Here is a 17,153-nt window from a genome sequence, read left to right on the forward strand (position 1 = left end):
GTGCACCAGAAGAACGTCGGCAAGCTCCGCGCCCAGGAAAAGCAGCTCCAGAACGACACCGTCGAGCCGCCGGAAGAAACGCCGCCGGCCGCAGCTGCGCCGGCCACCGAGCCGGCTGCTGATCCTGCCGCGTCAGCCGCGCCGGCGGGGGCGCCGAAGGCTGGCAAGAACGGCGCGCAGAAGCGCCGCGCGCGCAACGCGACGCCGAACGGTGCGACCGAGTAACTTGCACGCGCCCGGCAGTTCACATCGCGGCGGAGTTTGCGTTAAGTTCCGCCGGCCGATGCGTGGCGATTCTTAAACCTCGAAATCCGGAGACTGTGACGCGATGTCGTTATCGAGCATGACCGGATTTGCGCGCAGCCACGGTGCCAGCGGCCCCTACGTGTTCGAGTGGGAATTGAAGTCGGTCAACGCCAAGGGCTTCGATTTCCGGATGCGGCTGCCGCCCGGCTGGGACGACATCGAGCCGCCGGTCCGCAAGCGTGCCGCCGAGGTGCTGTCCCGCGGCACCGTCTACGCCAATCTCACCGTCAAGCGCGCCAACGCGGTCTCGGCCATCCAGATCAATCAGGATGTGCTGGCCTCGGTGTTGAAGGTTGCCAGTGAGATCGCCGGCAAGGTCGACGCCGTCGCGCCGAGCATCGATGGACTGCTCGGCATCAAGGGCGTCATCGAAGTGGTCGAGCCCGAGGCCGACGAGGCCGAGGAGAAGGCCGCACGCGCCGCCGTCGAAACTGCATTCGGTGAAGCGCTGAAGAGCCTGATCGAGATGCGCAAGCGCGAGGGCGCGAGCCTCGGCGCGGTGCTGGCTCAACGTCTGGATGAGCTGGAAGCGCTCGCCAAGCAGGCCGAGGCCGCGCCCGGCCGCAAGCCCGATGCGATCAAGGCGCGTCTTGCCGAACAGATCGCGGCGCTCCTCGATACGTCCGACCGTTTCGATCCTGATCGGCTGCATCAGGAAGCCATCATGATGGCGACCAAAGCCGATATTCGGGAAGAGCTCGATCGCATTGCGTCCCACATCGCGCAGAGCCGCGAGATGCTCGCCAAGGGTGGCGCCGTCGGGCGTCGGCTCGATTTCCTCGCGCAGGAATTCAACCGAGAGGTCAACACCTGCTGCTCCAAGTCGATCGATCTGGAGCTGACCAATGCCGGACTGGCGATGAAGAATGTCGTCGAACAGTTCCGCGAGCAGGTTCAGAATCTGGAGTAATCATGAGCGACGGAGCGGCGGCCAGCTACAGCGGTGTCGAGCGGCGCGGGCTGATGTTCGTGCTGTCGTCGCCCTCCGGCGCCGGCAAGACGACGCTGTCGCGGATGCTGGTCGAGCAGATGCCGGGGCTGCAGATGTCGGTGTCGGCAACGACACGGCCGATGCGGCCCGGCGAGGTCGACGGCCGCGACTATTACTTCGTCGATCGGCCGAAGTTCGACGAGATGGTCGGCGCCGGGGAATTCCTCGAATGGGCCAACGTGTTCGACAATCGCTATGGCACGCCGCGTGCCCCGGTCGAAGCCGCGCTCGCAGCCGGCCGCGATGTGTTGTTCGACATCGACTGGCAGGGAACGCAGCAGCTCCGCAGTCGCGCTGGAAGCGATGTGGTCAGCGTCTTCATCCTGCCGCCGTCCGTGCAGGCGCTGGAGCATCGGCTACACACCCGCGCGCAGGATTCCCATGAAGTGATCCGCGGCCGGATGAAGAAAGCCGGCGACGAGATGAGCCACTTCGACGCTTATGATTACATCGTGGTCAACGACAATATCGGCGTTGCCTTCGAGTCGGTGCGCTCGATCCTGCGCGCCGAGCAGCTCAAGCGCGAGCGCCAAGTCGGATTGGATGCCTTCGTCCGCGGGATGCGCCAGCAGCTCGAAGGCTGACGATCACGCCGCAGAACGCTTCTGCGCCAGCGCCAGCAACTGTTCGATTTCGTCTGCTGCGGGCGGAGCAGGCTCCGCAACCGATCGGCTCGCCATCTCGGACGATGGCCGGGACTGAGCGCTGTTGAGTTCTGAGGCGCCGACCCCCGCCGCACCCGGCCGAATGCTGTCATTGGCGATACGACGCTCGCGGGCCGCCTTGATCCAGGCGGGCGGTTCGACGTCATGCTCCGACGCGACGTGTTCGGCAGGCGGCGGTGTTGCCGGCTTGCGTCGCGGAGCATCGAGGTCGATCGGGCTCGGTCGGAAGTCATTGGCGTAAATGTCGGTTGCAACCGGTTCGGTCCGGCCCGCCCAGAGGTCGGGACGTCCGCCGGGCTCACGCCGGACGATCGGCTCGCTGCGGCCGAATTTCATGAGTGCGGCCGCGATGCCGCCGGCGACCGCGAGGGCTGCGAGCAGGGCGCCGATCAGCGTGGCAAGCGTGCCGGCGCTCATCGATTCCTCGGTGATGGATGCCGGCGCCGACTTGGTCGCCTTTGCGGCCTTGCGCAGCTTGTCGGTGGCATCGGCACTGGCGGGAGCGCTACCGGCTGCTGAATCCGACCAGCGATCGTTCATCGAGGTGGGAGCGGGTGCGCTCGACGGCTCGGCCGCGGGGGTAGGCGTTGCCGCGGCCTGTGTCGCCTCCACGGGCGCTGTGAGCACCGGTGCGGGGAACGGCGAATTGGTCGTCGTGGGAGCGGCCGTCTGCGGCTGCTGAGGCGCTGCGAATTCGGCGCGGGCATCGGCAACGGAGGAGCGCAATGGAGCTGCACTCGATTGCGACGGCGCCGTCGGCTGCGTCATGCTCGGTGCTGCAGCGGACTTGGCTTTGGGAGATGGAGCTGGACTAGTTGTGGCCGCGGCGGGGGAGCTGTCGGCAGTATCGGTCGCCTCGGGCGAGGTCGCTTCCGTAGGATTTGCCGCTGCTGATGCGCCGTCAACCTTGCGCAAGTACCAGCACTTGCGCTTGGCGGCGTGGTCGGCCCGGTAGAACCAATGACTTCCGGCCGGGGTGGGCGCGTTCGGTGCCGACAAGCAGGTGTCGGCCTGCGCCGAGGACAGGGGGCTTGCTGTGATCGCAACGCTCGCGATCGCGCCGGCGCTCACGGCCAACAGCAGTTTCGCGGATCGGTTGTGCATGGCATTCCCCATTCTGACGCGGACAACGGAACTTCTGTTCGCCCGTTTTTTCCGCGACAAATGGGGTCGCAATATGCCGACAATCCGGTGAGGGTGAGACAATTCGGAGCCTGGCATTGCGGCTTTGGGAACCCGCAATGCCAGGAAGACGATGATGATTAGTTCGTCAGCATGATGCGGCCGACGACCTTGCCGGCGCGCAGCTGATCGATCCACTTCTGGGCGTCCTGCATCGGCTCTTCCTTCATCGGCGTCGGCTTGACTTTGCCCGCGCGCGCAAGGGCGAGCAGCTCCTTGGTCTCTTCGAGCGTGCCGACCATGAAGCCTTCGACGGTCATCCGCTTGTAGATCCACTGCACCATCGGCAGGCTGAACTGGCCACCCATCAGGCCCGACACCACGATCTTGCCGCCCCGCGCAACGGTGCTGACGGCGAAGTTCATCGACTTATCGTTGCCGGCGAAATCCACCACGCCATCGAAGCCGCCGTCGGTCTCCTTGAAGATGCGCTTGGCAACGTCGGGCTCCGATGGATCATAGGCCACGGCTGCGCCGTTCTTCAGCGCCGCTTCGCGCGCTGCGGGGCTGAGATCGGCCACTGCGATCGGCTGCTTGAACATTGCCTGAGCCAGCGACAGCCCCATCATGCCGACGCCGCCCAATCCGATCAGCAGCAGATTGCGCTGACGCGGCCGGTCCACCAGACGCTTCAGGGCGCCATAGGCCGTGATACCAGAGCACATCAACGTCGCCGCGACATTGGTCGGAAGCGGATCGTAGTCGAGCAGGTACTTGGCATCCGGCACCAGCACGTGGGTCGCGAAGCCGCCGTCGATCGACACCCCGAGAAAGCGGTTCTTGGCGCACAGGTTTTCGTCGCCGGCGAGGCAGTCACGGCATTTGCCGCAGCCGATCCAGGGAAACACCGCTTTCTTGGTGCCGATCAGCTCCTGCGGGGCATCGGGACCGACTTCGGCAACGACACCGGCGATCTCATGGCCCAGGGTGAAAGGCAGCGTCATGCCGCGCGTGGTATCAAGCTTTTTGCCGCCGCCGAGATCGGCGTAGCCGTCCTGAATGTGCAGGTCGGAGTGGCACAGGCCGCAGCGCTCGATCTTCACCAGCACTTCGCGCCCCTGCGGCTTCGGCGCATCGATGATGGTCTCACACAGCGGGGCGTCGAATTTCACCAGAGACTGGCGACGCATTTGCGTCATGTCGGGTTTCTCCCTTTCAGGCTTGTGTTCTTATCGCGCGACTATTGGCCAATTCGTTCGCCATGGCAACAAAACCGGAAACGGGCACGGTCTCGGCACGCCGCGCCGGATCGATTCCGGCGGCCGCTGTGAGCTGTGCCGGATCGACGCCAAGCGATTTGAGGCTCTGGCGCAGCATCTTGCGGCGTTGACCGAAAGCGGCGGCCGCGACTTGTTCAAGCGCTGCGCGATCGCACGGCTCAGGTTGCTGACGAGGCACCAGGCGCACCACAGAGGAGGTCACCTTCGGCGGCGGCACAAAGGCGGACGGCGAAATGTCGAACAGCATTTGCGTTTCGGCGCGCCAGTTCGCCAGCACCGCAAGCCGGCCATAGGCGTCGTCGTCGTGATGCGCGACGATGCGCTGCGCCACTTCGCGCTGAAACATCAGCACCATCATCTCGTACCACGGCGGCCATGGCTCGGCGCACAGCCAGCCGATCAGCAACGGGGTGGCGATGTTGTACGGCAGGTTGGCGACGATCCGGGCGCGGTCACCGTTCAGCAGCGGGCGCGGATCGAATTCCATGGCGTCGCCGCTGATAATCTCGAGGCGGCCAGGATAGTGCGCAGCGATTTCCTCCAGCGCACCGAGTGCGCGCTCATCTCGCTCAATCGCGATGACACGCTTGGCGCCAGTCGCCAGCAGGGCGCGGGTGAGGCCGCCCGGACCGGGCCCGATCTCGACCACCGTGACACCCTCGAGCGGTCCGGCTGCTCGTGCGATGCGCGCCGTCAGATTGAGATCGAGCAGGAAGTTCTGGCCGAGCGATTTCCGCGCAGCGAGATCATGCCGCCGGATCACCTCGCGCAGCGGCGGCAAATCGTCGATCGCGCTCATGCGGTCTTGGCCGATGCCATTTGTGCGGCGAGCTTCAAGGCCGCGATCAGACTCGAGGGATTGGCGCGTCCGCTGCCAGCAATGTCGAACGCCGTGCCGTGATCGGGTGACGTCCGGATAAAGGGAAGACCAAGGGTGACGTTGACGCCTTCGTCGAATGCAATGGTCTTGATCGGGATCAGCGCTTGATCGTGATACATGCAGATCGCGCAGTCATAGGTCTTGCGTGCGGCCGCATGAAACATCGTGTCGGCCGGCAGCGGTCCCCGCGCGTCGACGCCTTCGCCCCGTAGCATCTCGACCGCGGGTGCGACCACGGCGCTGTCCTCGTGGCCCAGCGCCCCATCTTCCCCGGCATGGGGATTGAGGCCGGCGAGGGCCAATCGGGGCTGCTTGATCCCCATGCGTTCGCGCAGATTTTTGACGACGATCCGCGCGGTCGACACGATCAAATCGGTAGTGAGTTGAGTGATCGCGTCGCGCAGCGAGACATGGATCGTCACCGGTACGACCGCGAGAGTAGGGCACCACAGCATCATCACCGGCTGCGGCACGATGCCGTCTCGCTTGGCGAGTTCGGCCAAAAACTCGGTGTGGCCGGGATGGCGGAAACCGGCTTGGTACAGCACGCTCTTGGCAATCGGGTTGGTCACGACGGCGGCTGCGCGGCCGCTCTGGACGTCTGCCACGGCGTGCTCGATCGATGCGATTGCGGCCGGCGCACTGGTGTCGTTCGGTTGGCCGGGCTGCGCGGTTGCGATGTGTCCCGTGGAGACGATCGGAAGGGCAGTGGCAAACGCAGCCACGGCGTCTTCGGCTTTGACCTCGGCGAGTGGAACGTCGAGGCCAAGCAGCTTGGAACGGCGGGACAGACAGCCGGCATCACCAAGAAGGTAGAACGGCGGCAGTCCGTGTTGCTCACGCTGTAGCCACGCCGCCAGGGCGATGTCGGGGCCGATCCCTGCTGGTTCGCCGAGTGTCAGCGCCAGTGGTTTTGCCATTCCGGTCATGATCGACTCCGAGGCGCGGACCGCCGGCACTTGTGTCGCAAGGAAGCTCGCTGCAACGTCTCAGCGATACTCGATCATCGCGGCTTTGCGCACTTCCTGCAGATACTCTTTCGACTTCGCCTGGAACTTCTCGCCGAACAGCTTCTCACGGATTTCGCGCTTGCGCGGCGTGTCGGCTGTCGACTGCTTGCGCTCGCACAGCGCCACCATCTCGATGCCTTGCTTGGTGGCTTCGGGCGGGGTGAGGTGGCCCACCGGAGTCTTGTCGAGGATCTCGCGAAGGGCCGGCGGCAGGTCGGCGGAGGTCTTCATCACGATGCCGCGGATCGCCGCATTCGGCATCGCTTTGAAGACGCGATCCGCCTCGGCGCAGCTCGAGATGCGGCCGCGAAGCTGCTCCGCTTCCTTGCGGCGGGATTCCAGTGACTCCGAACCCGAGCCGCGCGAAACGATCATCACCACGGGCCGGAGTTGATACTCGAAACTTTCGACGGCTTTGGAGTCGTCTCCGCCCTTGAGCTGCGCCTGAACTTCGCGCTCGCTGACCTGGAGACTGTCCTTGAAGCGGCCGCGCACCAGGCTCGCCCAGACCATCTCGGCCCTGATCCGGGACTTCAACGTATCCGGCCGAATGCCTTGAGCGGCCAGCATATTCGTCATCTGCGCGGTGCTCATCCGCATCCGCGACGCCATCGTGGAGAAGGAGGAGTCGATGTCGGAATCGCTGGGATTGACGCCGTACTTCTTGGCTTCCTTGATCTTGACCTTCTCGTCGATCAGATCCTCGAGCACCTGCTGCCGGCTGTCAGCCTTGTGCGACATCCGGTTCAGCTTCGAGCGCTGATCGATGTCGAAATTGGTGATCGGTTCGCCATTGACCATCACCACGACCGACTGAGCCTGGCCCTGCGTCGTTCCAAGACCCAGCGTCGCCGCCGCACAGCACAGCGCCAAGCCAATGATGCGAAGGGAAAGCTTGCTCGTCATGGGTCGCGTTTACCTCACAGCCGATCGGGTTCTGGATGGTGGCGAGCCGGAAAACGGTTCAGGCCCGCGCGGCGCGCGCTATTGGCCGAACATGCCGCTCGCTGCGCCAGACACATTCTGCTGCATCGCAAACATGCCGATGGTGCGGAGTCCGATCTGCACCATGACCGAGTGGTTGAGCGTCGGCGTCGTTCCGTAGTTGGCGTAGGAATAGCCGGTGACGTAGTTCAGCGCCAACACGAAGCAGTCGTCCACGTAACCGGCGCCGACGATGTATTGGTTGATCTTGTTGGCTTCAAGATCCCAGCGGGCACCGCCCGAGACCACCCAATTGGATGCGATCTTGAGCGTTCCGGTTCCGAGAATGCCCTGACGACGTGTCAGGAATCCGAGATCGGGCTGGGCGGCGTAGTTGCCGTAGATCATGCTCACCGACCAGCGATTGAAGCTGGCGCTGGCCTCGGCTTCGAACCGCTCGACGTTGAACGTCGCTTCGTTGAAGCGTGCGCGGGTGGTGAACTTGTAGGTCGAGTTCGGCGAGTACGACACCCGGCCGACATAGTCCGACTTCGGCTTAGCCAGACCAGAGTCGAGGCCGGTGTTGGTGGCGTCCGCCACCGCGAACGAGTTCAGGCCGAACAACTGATAGGACTGGCCGAACAGCACGTTGACCGAGCCGCCCTGATCGAACTGCGTGGTTGCCTGGACGCCGACATTGGCGCGGCCGCCGCCTTCGACGCGGTCGTAGCCGGAGAACTTGTCGACGCTGAACAGATTGCTGGCGTCGAACACCATGGTCTGTGCGTCTTCGTTCGGCAGCTTGCCGGCGTAGGACTCGTTCGGGCGGATGATCACCTGCGCGATCGGCTCGATCGTGGTGGTGCCCCACGGCTGAACGTTGATGAACGGATAGCGATATTCCAGGCCGACGGTCGGCATCAGCCGCATCGCCTGAGTGTCGCCCGGCAGCAGATAGTTCGACACGCCCGGCTGGTTCGAAATCGAGGCGTCGATCGCGTCGGCGCGCAGCGAAGCAAACGGAGTCCAGATCTGGCCGTAGGGGTCGGTGAACGACCGCCGCCAGTCGGCCTGCGCGGTCAACCGGGTGTAGGTGCCGGGAACGCCGCGCAGCAAGCAGCTCGACGGCAGCCGCGCCGCCGGATCGGCCGACGTGTTGAGGCAGAGCCCCGTGGTGTTGGCGATGGTGGTGACCGGATCGAACTGCGCCGTCTGGCGGCTCAGGCTGGTCAGGTTGGTCTTGTAGCTGAACTCGCCGCCGAAGATGTTCTGATCGAGCGTCTTCGAATAGTCGAGCACCGGGTGCACGACCGGGATCTGGCCCTGAATATCCGCCGCGGCCCAACCGAGATAGTGGATCGCGCGAATATCGAAATACGACCGGTTGCCGACGCCAGTCAGATAGATCTGCGACGTCGCCTCGGTCGATTGATTGAGGAACGTGCCCCAGCTGTCGCGATATTGCGCCAGCCGATAGTCCAGGAAGAACGCGCGATCGGACATCAGCACGCCTTCCCAGCCCCACACCCATTTGTCGTTGAGTGCGAACTGGCCTTTGGTATCGACGGCGCCGCGGAGGTCGCGGTTGCCGGGCGTATTCGCTCCGAACGCGGCGGGATCGGACTGGTTGATGCCGTAGGCGCGGACCTCGTAGGCACCGTCCAGCAGCCGCTGCCGGAACTCGCCCTGCATCAACACGCCTTGCTTGGTGGTGATGCGCGGGGTGATCGTGACGTCGTAGTCGGGCGCGAGCGCCCAATAGAAGGGGATCTCGAAGCCTGAACCGAACGTCGTGTTGCTCGTGTAGGCCGGCATCAGGAAGCCGGTCTTGCGCGCGACCGTCGGATCCGGGGTCGACAGATACGGCATGTAGGCGAGCGGGACGCCGAAGAACTCGATCCGAGCATCTTCGAAGTACAGCATCTTGTCGGTCTGGTCGTGGATGATCCGTGCGCCCTTGACCTGCCAAAGCGGCGGCTTTTTCGGATCGTCCTTACAGGGCGCGCACGCGGTGTACACGCCGTTCTGGAACACGTTGTAATTGCCGCCGGTGCGGTCCGCGCGCGACGCCGCGATGCGGGTGTCCTGCGCCGTATCGACCCGCAGCGAGTCGACGAAGCCGTCGCGATAGTCGTCCGACAGATCGAGGAAATTGGCGTAGGTGATCTTGCCGTCCGCATCGGTCATGCGGACGTTGCCCTCGGCGCGCAGCCGCTTGGTGTCCTGGTCGTAGACCAGACGATCAGCCTCGACGGTGGTGCCGTTGTAATACATCTGCACGTTGCCGACCGCGGCGACGCGCTTGTTGTTGTAGTCGTAATTGACCTCGCTGGCCTGAACCAGCATCTGGCCGTTGTTGGCGGCCGGCGGCGGAGGCGGCTTCGGCCGGGCAGGGCGCGGATTGTAGGTGTAGCCCTGAGCGGAGGCGGAATCGATCGCGACCGCCTGCATCCCGCCCGCAAGCGCGAGCACAGCAAACGGCGTCAGCAATACAGCCGTCACCACACGCTCGCGGCGCACCTTGGTGCGCCGACGCTTGGTCGACAGCTTTCCATGGAGGGCGGCCATCGCAGCCACTATCCGTCCTCCTGATAGAGCAAGGCTAGAAATCCAGCGAGACCGCCCACGCACACGGGCAACCACGCTGCAGCAAGCGGATGCATCAGTTCAGCCTTACTCAAATCCTCGGTCACTTTCGACAGGATATAGAGCAGAAAGCCTGCGGCCACGCCACTCAAAACCATCTTTTGCACGCCGCCAAAACGGAAGAATCGCAAGCTCACAGAAGCAGCTAGCATGACCATCGCGGCCAGCAAAAACGGCTTTGCCAGCAGCTTGTGATACTGCAGGCGATAGCCAGCGGTCGCAAAACCGGAGTTTTCCGACGACTTGATGTAGGTCGGAAGTTGCCAAAAAGACACACTTTCGGGCGTGGCAAAACTGTTGCGGACCTGCGCGAGTGTGAGTGACGTCGGCAACTCAAGGGTGTCTTGATCTACCGGGGCACCGTTCATTGTATAGCGGCGTACGTTTTTCAGCAGCCAATGCCCCGGTTCGAGCACCGCCTCCCGCGCCTCGATTCGGTCCTTGAACTGGAAGTCGGGTTCGAATCGAAACACCGTGATGCCGGTGAGGACCGCGCCTTGCTGCTGGCTGCGTGCGGCGTTGATGATCGCCTGTCCGTCAGGGCTGACCTGGTTCATCCAAAAGCCGTTGGCATCCTGCAGCCCGCCGGTGTTCTCACCGAACATTTCGGCTTCCATCTGCTTGGCGCGCTCCTGCATGTGCGCGGACAGCGGATTGAATACGGTGGTGGCAAAGATGCCGATCGCAATCGCGCTCCACAGGGCAGGTGAGATGAACTCCCAGGCCGAAAGCCCGGCAGCGCGCGCGACCACCAGCTCAAGGCTCCGCGACAACGCCAGGTAGCAGGTCATGCCGCCGATCAGGATGCAGAACGGCAGCAACCGTTCGAGCAATTGCGGCACGCGGCAGAACGAGGCCTGCGCGACATAGAACGCCGAGACGGCGAGGCCGCCGGCACGGCGCAGCAGGTCGACATAGTCGACGAACACCAGCAGCACGAACAGCCCGAAGAACACCCCGAGCGAGGCGATCACGAAGCGGCGGGCGAAATAGCGTCCGAGCGTGTTGACGACCATCATGCGCCCCGCGTTACGCCGGCACCGGTCGCCGGATCAACCGGGCGATCGACGCATTGAAGGCGTTCAGGGCTTCAGTTACACGCGCCGGCGGTTCGATCACGACGTTGCGGTTGATCAGCCACAGGCACGTCCCGGTGGCGACGAACAGCAGCAGATACTGCAGGCCGGCGACGTAAGGCGTCTTGTTGGCGATCACCGACAACGCGAACCCGGCGAGTCGCACCACGAAAGCGACCAGCACGGCGCCGGCCATCGAGAAGTTGCGGCTCTGTCGGGTGGTCCGGGCCAGGCCGAGAAAGGCGAAGGCGACCGCGGCGAAGAAGAACGGATAGATCGGCGCCAGCAACCGATCATGCATTTCCGAGCGGAATTCGGGCGGCAGCCGCGCCAGCAGCGGATCGTTCTCCGCCGGCCACAACAGCTCCCATAGATAGCGTTCGCGAATGCCGTAAGCGACGTCGCGGGCACGCGAGAACTTCGACATGTCGAAGGCATAGCGGCTGAACGCCACCAACGCGGGCTCTTCCTTGCCGGTCTGGAAACGCTCGAGGTGGCCGTCTTCCAGCACCAGGAACGAGCCCTTGTCGTTTTTCACGACGGTGCCGTGGTCGGCGATGATGCTGATGCGCTCGTTGGGCGCGCGGGCGTCGTCGATGAAAACCCCGACCAGCAGACCACCCGGCTGCCGCTCGCGAACCCGGATCGTCAGCCCCTGTTCGAGCTGAGCGAACCGGCCGGGCTGCAGTACGTTGGCGAGCACGTCGGCGGTAATCTCGCTGTCCCACCGCGCGATCCGGCGGAGCCCATCAGGGGCGATGTAGGCACCGATGATGATCACGAGCGCCGCCACCACCATGGTGGCGTAGAAGAACGGCCGGAACAGCCGAATCGGCGACAGGCCGGCGGCGTTCATCACGATGATTTCGGAATCGGTTGCCAGCCGGTTGAGGGTGTGGGCCACCGCGATCATCAGCGCGATCGGAGCGATCACCAGCACCAGCACCGGAACGGCGAGGCCGGTCAGCCCGAGAAAGGTGATGATGGTCTGGCCCTGGCTGGTCATCAAATCGATGCCGCGCAGCGCCTGGGTGATCCAGATCACACCCGTGAGGCTGCCCATCACGACCGCGAACGACACCAGCGTCGTGCGGAAGATATAGCGGTCGATGGAGCCCATCGCTCAGTACGATCCCCTCGAATCCGGATTCTATGGCCGCCCGGATTCATGATGAATCCTCCCCAGGGCGGAAAGCCCGGCCTTGTCCCAGGTTGCCATTACCATCTGTCTGATCTGTCAACAAAATGGCCGGGACGCGGCGCACTGGGGATATGGTTAATGGTGCGCGACCGGCTCCCGAAGACCACAGATTCCCGTCCCGCGCAATGTAAAGACAGGGCGACTGCCCCGTTGACGGTGACCTCGCCGCCGATTTGCCGGCGGGGCGCTGCGCAATCCACTTTCCCGTGAAAGCTGCGCGGCTTAGCGATGTTGTCTTGACTTGACGCCTCAACGCTCCAAAACAACGGCTTTGGACCCGCGCCTGCCGGATCGTTTCCGCCGACAGCCTGTTTTTGGAGGAATGCCAATGCCCGACGCCGTCAAGGTCGGTTTCGTCCCGTTTTCTACGCCCGCGCGCGGCACGCTGATCGTGTTCTGCGACGACGGTCTGAAGTTCGGCGCGACGGCGACCAAGGCCTTGGGGGCAGCGGTTGCCACCGTCAAGCGCGCGGCTGCCACCGCGCAGTTCAAGGGCAAGTCCGGTTCCGCCCTGGACCTGTTGGCACCTGAGGGTCTGAAGGTCGGTCGCCTGATCGTCGTTGGCGCCGGCAAGGTCGCGTCGATCAACGATTACGATCTGCTCAAGCTCGGCGGCGCCGTTGCCGGCAAGATCGGTGCGGGCGATACGGCCGTGACGGTGATTGCCGATCTGCCGACCGGTGCGATGAAGCCCGAGCAGGCGGCCGCGATCGCCTCCGGCATCCGGCTGCGTGCCTACAAGTTCGATCGCTACAAGACCAAGAAGAAGGACGACGAGAACGGCGCGGCGAATGCCAGCGTTACGCTCGCGGTGGCCGATCCGGCAGCGGTCAAGAAGGCGTTCACGCCCGACAGCCATGTCGTCGACGGTGTCATCCTGGCGCGCGAGCTCGTCAACGAGCCGCCGAACGTGCTGTATCCGGAAGAGTTTGCCAAGCGGGCCGCACAGCTCAAGAAGCTCGGCGTCGAGGTCCAGATCCTCGACGTCAAGGCGATGACCCAGCTGAAGATGGGCGCGCTGCTCGGCGTGTCGCAGGGCTCGGCGCATCCGGGCCGCACCGTGATCATGCGCTGGAACGGTGGCAAGAAGGGCGAGCAGCCGCTCGCCTTCGTCGGCAAGGGCGTGTGCTTCGACACCGGTGGCATTTCGATCAAGCCGTCGGCCAGCATGGAAGACATGAAGGGTGACATGGGCGGCGCGGCCTGCGTCGTCGGCCTGATGCACGCGCTCGCGGCCCGCAAGGCCAAGGTCAATGCGGTCGGCGCGATCGGCCTGGTCGAGAACATGCCGGACGGCAACGCGCAGCGGCCGGGCGACATCGTCACCTCGATGTCGGGCCAGACCATCGAGATCATCAACACCGACGCCGAGGGCCGTTTGGTGCTGGCCGACGTGCTTTGGTACGTGGCTCAGAAGCATAAGCCGAAGTTCATGGTCGATCTGGCGACGCTCACCGGCGCCATCATGGTGGCGCTCGGCACCGAATATGCCGGCCTGTTCTCCAACAATGATCAGCTCGCGGAGCGGCTGACCGCGGTCGGTCAGTCCACCGGCGAGAAGGTTTGGCGGATGCCGCTTGGCCCGGAATACGACAAGCAGATCGATTCCCAGTTTGCCGACATGAAGAACACCGGATCGCGCAACGGTGGCTCGATCACCGCGGCGCAGTTCCTGCAGCGCTTCGTCGACGGCACGCCGTGGGCGCATCTCGACATCGCCGGCACCGCGATGGCTTCGCCGAAGAACGAGATCAATCAGAGCTGGGGTTCTGGCTACGGCGTCCGTCTGCTCAATCAGCTCGTGGCGGAGTACTACGAAGCCAAGAAGTAATCGGCGCGATGACCGAAGTGCTGTTCTATCACCTCCAAGGCAGGACCGTCGAACAGGTACTGCCGCCGCTGCTCGAGAAATCACTCGCGCGCGGCTGGCGGGTGGTGGTGCAGTCGACGTCCGAGGAGCGGGCCGACGCGCTCGACTCGCATCTTTGGACCTATCGCGACGACTCGTTTCTGCCGCACGCCACCTGGCGTGTGGCAGACGCCGCGCATCAGCCAATCCTGCTGACCACGGGCGAGGGCAATCCGAATGGAGCCAAGGTCCGGTTCCTCGTCGACAACGCAGCGCTGCCCGAGGATTCGGGCAGCTACGAACGGATGGTGCTGCTGTTTAACGGCGATGACGACGAGGCGGTGGCAATGGCCCGCGACGCCTGGAAGCAGTGCAAAGCGAAGGCTTTTGAGGTGACGTACTGGCAGGCCGACGAGGCCGGTCGCTGGCAGCGGCGGGACTAGGCGGGCGAGACCAGGCACAGGCTGTGGATGCTGAAGGCGACCGCAGGGCTACGGCAAGGCCGTCACGGTGGTGCCGTAAATCGGTGATTGGACAAGTGCTTAAGATCTCTATTGGGGCGCGATCGATCGTGTATCAGAAGTTTTCCGTGCGGCCGCTGTTCATCACGCTGGCGCTGACCACGCCCTTGCTTGCGGGCTGTTCCGGCACCCCTGAATTCCTGTCGCGCGACGCCGAGTGGTTCTCGAAGCCCGGCCGGGTGTTCATCAAGAACATCTCGATCGAGACCCCGCCGCTGACGCCGGACAAGCCGGTGACCCCGGAAGACCTGATCAGCGCCGACGGCCGCTGCCCTGGCATGGGGCCGGCGCCGGGCGACCCCAACGCACCGCAGGACGGGCAGGCCGCTCCGATGACGGCAGGCGGCACGGTCGCGCTCGGCCACACCGAATGCGATGTCGCGCGTGGCCTCGGTGCGCCGGATCATGTCAGCCTGTCGAACAATGAGCGCGGCGACCGTCTCGCGGTCCTGACCTATAACCGCGGAGCGCGTGCCGGCATCTACACCTTCACGGCGGGCCGGCTCAGCGCGATCGAGCGTGCACCGGACGCTGTTCAGGAACGCAAGCCGACGCGCGCGAAGAAGCGAAGCGCGCGCTCGGCGCAGTAGCGCTCAGCTTTGCGCGGCGTCCTGCGCCGCGCTCGCCTCCAGCCACTTCTCTTCAGCAGCTTGCAAGGCCGCCTGCGCGTTGGCGCGCGCGGTGCTGAGTTGAGCGGCCTGTTTCGGATCGCGGGTGAAAAGGTCCGGGATCGCCAGCGCGGCATCGATCTTCTCGATGATCGCGGTGATGCGGTCGATCTCGGCTTCGGCATCGGCGATCTGTTGCTTCAGCGAAACCGTCTTCTTGGGGCGCGGTACCGACGCCTTGGCGGCGCTGTCATCGGCTTTGCGTTCCTTGGTCTCTGACGACGTCGTTCGGGCGCCACGGGACGACAGCACGGCCCGGCGATAATCGTCGAGATCGCCGTCGAACGGTTTCACCTTGTGCTCGGCCACCACCCACAACCGATCGGCGCAGGCGTCGATCAGATAGCGGTCGTGCGACACCATGATCACCGCGCCGGGGAAGTCGTTGATCGCCTCCGCCAGCGCCGCGCGGCTGTCGATGTCGAGATGGTTGGTCGGCTCGTCGAGGATGATCATGTTCGGGCCGTAGAAGGTCGCGAGCCCGAGCAGCAGCCGCGCCTTTTCACCGCCGGACAGGCTCTTGACCAGCGTGTCGGCCGCCTTGCCGGAGAAGCCCATCGCACCGGCGCGCGCCCGGATCTTGCTCTCGGGCGCATCCGGCATCAGCTTGCGAACGTGGTCGTAGGTCGAGCCGTCTTCATTGAGTTCGTCGAGCTGATGCTGCGCGAAATAAGCAATCGACAGCTTGTCGGCGCGGGTCACCGATCCGGAGAACGGCGGCAGCCGGTTCGCCAGCAGCTTCACCAGGGTCGACTTGCCGTTGCCGTTGGCGCCGAGCAGCGCGATGCGATCGTCCGGATCGATCCGCAGCGTGACCTGCCGCAGCACCGGATGTTTGGGGTCGTAGCCGACCGCGACGTTGTCGACCGCGATGATCGGCGGCGACAGTGTTTTCTCAGGGGCCGGGAAGTTGATCTCCGGAGTATCGTCCGCCACCAGCGGCGCGATCGGCTTCATCTTCTCCAGCATCTTGACGCGCGATTGCGCCTGCCGTGCCTTGGTGGCCTTGGCCTTGAAGCGATCGACGAAGTCCTGAAGATGCTTGCGCCGCGCTTCGTCACGCTTCGCATTCTTGGCGTCCAGCGCCAGTTTGTTGGCGCGGAAATCCGCGTAGGCCGAGTAACTTCCGCGGAAGTGAACCAGCCGGCCGCGGTCGAGGTGCAGGATCTCGTTGACCGACGTATCGAGCAGGTCGCGATCGTGGCTGATCACGATCACCGTGCGCGGATAGTTGGCGAGATGGTCCTCGAGCCACATCGTGCCTTCGAGGTCGAGATAGTTGGTCGGCTCGTCGAGCAGCAACAGGTCCGGCGCAGCAAACAGCGTCGCGGCCAGCGCCACGCGCATCCGCCAGCCGCCGGAGAATTCCGAGCACGAGCGCGCCTGATCCGTCGCTGAGAAGCCGAGGCCACTGAGAATGGCACTTGCCCGCGCCGGGGCCGAGTGGGCGTCGATGTCGACCAGCCGGGTCTGAATGTCGGCGATGCGATGCGGGTCCTGCGCGGTCTCGGCCTCGTGCAGCAGCGCCGCCCGTTCGACATCGGCGGCCAGGACGACATCCAGCAGGGCTTCGGGACCGTTCGGCGCTTCCTGGGCGAGGCTGCCGATCCGCCACCGTGGCGGCAGGGTGATCCGGCCGGTCTCGGTTGCGAGTTCGCCGCGGATCGCGCGAAACAGGGTGGATTTACCGGCGCCGTTGCGGCCGATGAAGCCGACGCGAGCGCCGGGGGCGATCTGGACCGAACTCTGGTCGATCAACAGCCGTCCGGCGAGCCGGATCGAAATGTCGGTAAGCGTGAGCATGGCGCGTTTTGGCCGGGTCGGGCCACAAAGGCAACCGGCTCGAGCAGGCGTTGCCCGATGAATCGCGCCCCGCAGCTTGCCGGAGCGCGGCGGCGTGGATATAAGCCCGGCAACTCCCTCCCGCCCTTAGCTTTCAAGGACATTCCATGGCGATCGAACGGACTTTCCCGATTCTCAAGCCCGATGCGACCGAGCCCAACATCACCGGCGC

14 protein-coding genes and 1 pseudogene are annotated in these 17,153 nt (G+C 64.5%); 6 read left to right on the forward strand and 9 right to left on the reverse strand.

The window, feature by feature from the left end:
• The 3 genes and pseudogenes from DYI24_RS07585 to gmk all read left to right on the forward strand — a co-directional run.
• Nucleotides 1-225, forward strand: a pseudogene (locus DYI24_RS07585) (endolytic transglycosylase MltG); the annotation flags it as partial.
• A gap of 103 nt (nucleotides 226-328) precedes the next feature.
• Nucleotides 329-1,216, forward strand: coding sequence for a YicC/YloC family endoribonuclease (locus DYI24_RS07590; RefSeq protein ID WP_107356018.1), 888 nt, complete (start codon nucleotides 329-331; stop codon nucleotides 1,214-1,216).
• A 2-nt stretch (nucleotides 1,217-1,218) separates the two neighbouring features.
• Nucleotides 1,219-1,881, forward strand: a complete 663-nt coding sequence (gene gmk / locus DYI24_RS07595; protein ID WP_164571855.1) for a guanylate kinase — start codon at nucleotides 1,219-1,221, stop codon at nucleotides 1,879-1,881.
• A gap of 3 nt (nucleotides 1,882-1,884) precedes the next feature.
• Here the strand turns inward: gmk and DYI24_RS07600 are convergent, their stop codons facing one another.
• The 8 genes from DYI24_RS07600 to lptF form a co-directional block, all read right to left on the reverse strand.
• Complete coding sequence (locus DYI24_RS07600; protein ID WP_349627750.1) at nucleotides 1,885-3,282, reverse strand: hypothetical protein; 1,398 nt, start codon at nucleotides 3,280-3,282, stop codon at nucleotides 1,885-1,887.
• Entirely contained in the window at nucleotides 3,225-4,283 is a 1,059-nt protein-coding gene (locus DYI24_RS07605; protein WP_164571856.1) for an alcohol dehydrogenase, read from the reverse strand. The genes DYI24_RS07600 and DYI24_RS07605 overlap by 58 nt, the downstream gene beginning before the upstream one ends.
• A gap of 16 nt (nucleotides 4,284-4,299) precedes the next feature.
• Nucleotides 4,300-5,163 (reverse strand): 16S rRNA (adenine(1518)-N(6)/adenine(1519)-N(6))-dimethyltransferase RsmA, encoded by an 864-nt coding sequence (gene rsmA, locus DYI24_RS07610; RefSeq protein ID WP_164571857.1) that lies wholly within the window; start codon nucleotides 5,161-5,163, stop codon nucleotides 4,300-4,302.
• Complete coding sequence (pdxA, locus tag DYI24_RS07615; protein ID WP_164571858.1) at nucleotides 5,160-6,173, reverse strand: 4-hydroxythreonine-4-phosphate dehydrogenase PdxA; 1,014 nt, start codon at nucleotides 6,171-6,173, stop codon at nucleotides 5,160-5,162. Before pdxA ends, rsmA begins: the two co-directional genes overlap by 4 nt.
• A gap of 60 nt (nucleotides 6,174-6,233) precedes the next feature.
• Nucleotides 6,234-7,160 (reverse strand): SurA N-terminal domain-containing protein, encoded by a 927-nt coding sequence (locus tag DYI24_RS07620; protein ID WP_164571859.1) that lies wholly within the window; start codon nucleotides 7,158-7,160, stop codon nucleotides 6,234-6,236.
• Nucleotides 7,161-7,238: 78 nt separating this feature from the next.
• Complete coding sequence (locus tag DYI24_RS07625; protein WP_164571860.1) at nucleotides 7,239-9,746, reverse strand: LPS-assembly protein LptD; 2,508 nt, start codon at nucleotides 9,744-9,746, stop codon at nucleotides 7,239-7,241.
• An 8-nt stretch (nucleotides 9,747-9,754) separates the two neighbouring features.
• Entirely contained in the window at nucleotides 9,755-10,840 is a 1,086-nt protein-coding gene (gene lptG, locus DYI24_RS07630) for an LPS export ABC transporter permease LptG (RefSeq protein ID WP_107346633.1), read from the reverse strand.
• A 13-nt stretch (nucleotides 10,841-10,853) separates the two neighbouring features.
• On the reverse strand, nucleotides 10,854-12,020 hold the full coding sequence (gene lptF, locus DYI24_RS07635) for an LPS export ABC transporter permease LptF (RefSeq protein ID WP_164571861.1): 1,167 nt from the start codon (nucleotides 12,018-12,020) through the stop codon (nucleotides 10,854-10,856).
• Nucleotides 12,021-12,429: 409 nt separating this feature from the next.
• Between lptF and DYI24_RS07640 the strand changes: the two genes are divergently transcribed.
• From DYI24_RS07640 to DYI24_RS07650, 3 genes are all read left to right on the forward strand, one after another.
• A complete protein-coding gene (locus tag DYI24_RS07640) occupies nucleotides 12,430-13,932 on the forward strand; it encodes a leucyl aminopeptidase (protein WP_164571862.1) in 1,503 nt (500 codons plus the stop codon).
• 8 nt (nucleotides 13,933-13,940) lie between these two features.
• Nucleotides 13,941-14,393, forward strand: a complete 453-nt coding sequence (locus DYI24_RS07645) for a DNA polymerase III subunit chi (RefSeq protein WP_107356010.1) — start codon at nucleotides 13,941-13,943, stop codon at nucleotides 14,391-14,393.
• A gap of 128 nt (nucleotides 14,394-14,521) precedes the next feature.
• Complete coding sequence (locus tag DYI24_RS07650; RefSeq protein ID WP_107344930.1) at nucleotides 14,522-15,061, forward strand: hypothetical protein; 540 nt, start codon at nucleotides 14,522-14,524, stop codon at nucleotides 15,059-15,061.
• Between the two features lie 3 nt (nucleotides 15,062-15,064).
• Here DYI24_RS07650 and DYI24_RS07655 read toward each other — a convergent pair whose 3' ends face one another.
• The gene (locus DYI24_RS07655; RefSeq protein ID WP_164571863.1) at nucleotides 15,065-16,942 is read right to left on the reverse strand and encodes an ABC-F family ATP-binding cassette domain-containing protein; all 1,878 of its coding nucleotides are present in this window, start codon (nucleotides 16,940-16,942) and stop codon (nucleotides 15,065-15,067) included.
• Between the last annotated feature and the right edge of the window lie 211 nt (nucleotides 16,943-17,153).

This window comes from Rhodopseudomonas sp. BR0C11 (assembly GCF_010820945.1).
In the GTDB taxonomy this organism is placed as follows: Bacteria; Pseudomonadota; Alphaproteobacteria; order Rhizobiales; family Xanthobacteraceae; genus Rhodopseudomonas; species Rhodopseudomonas palustris_H.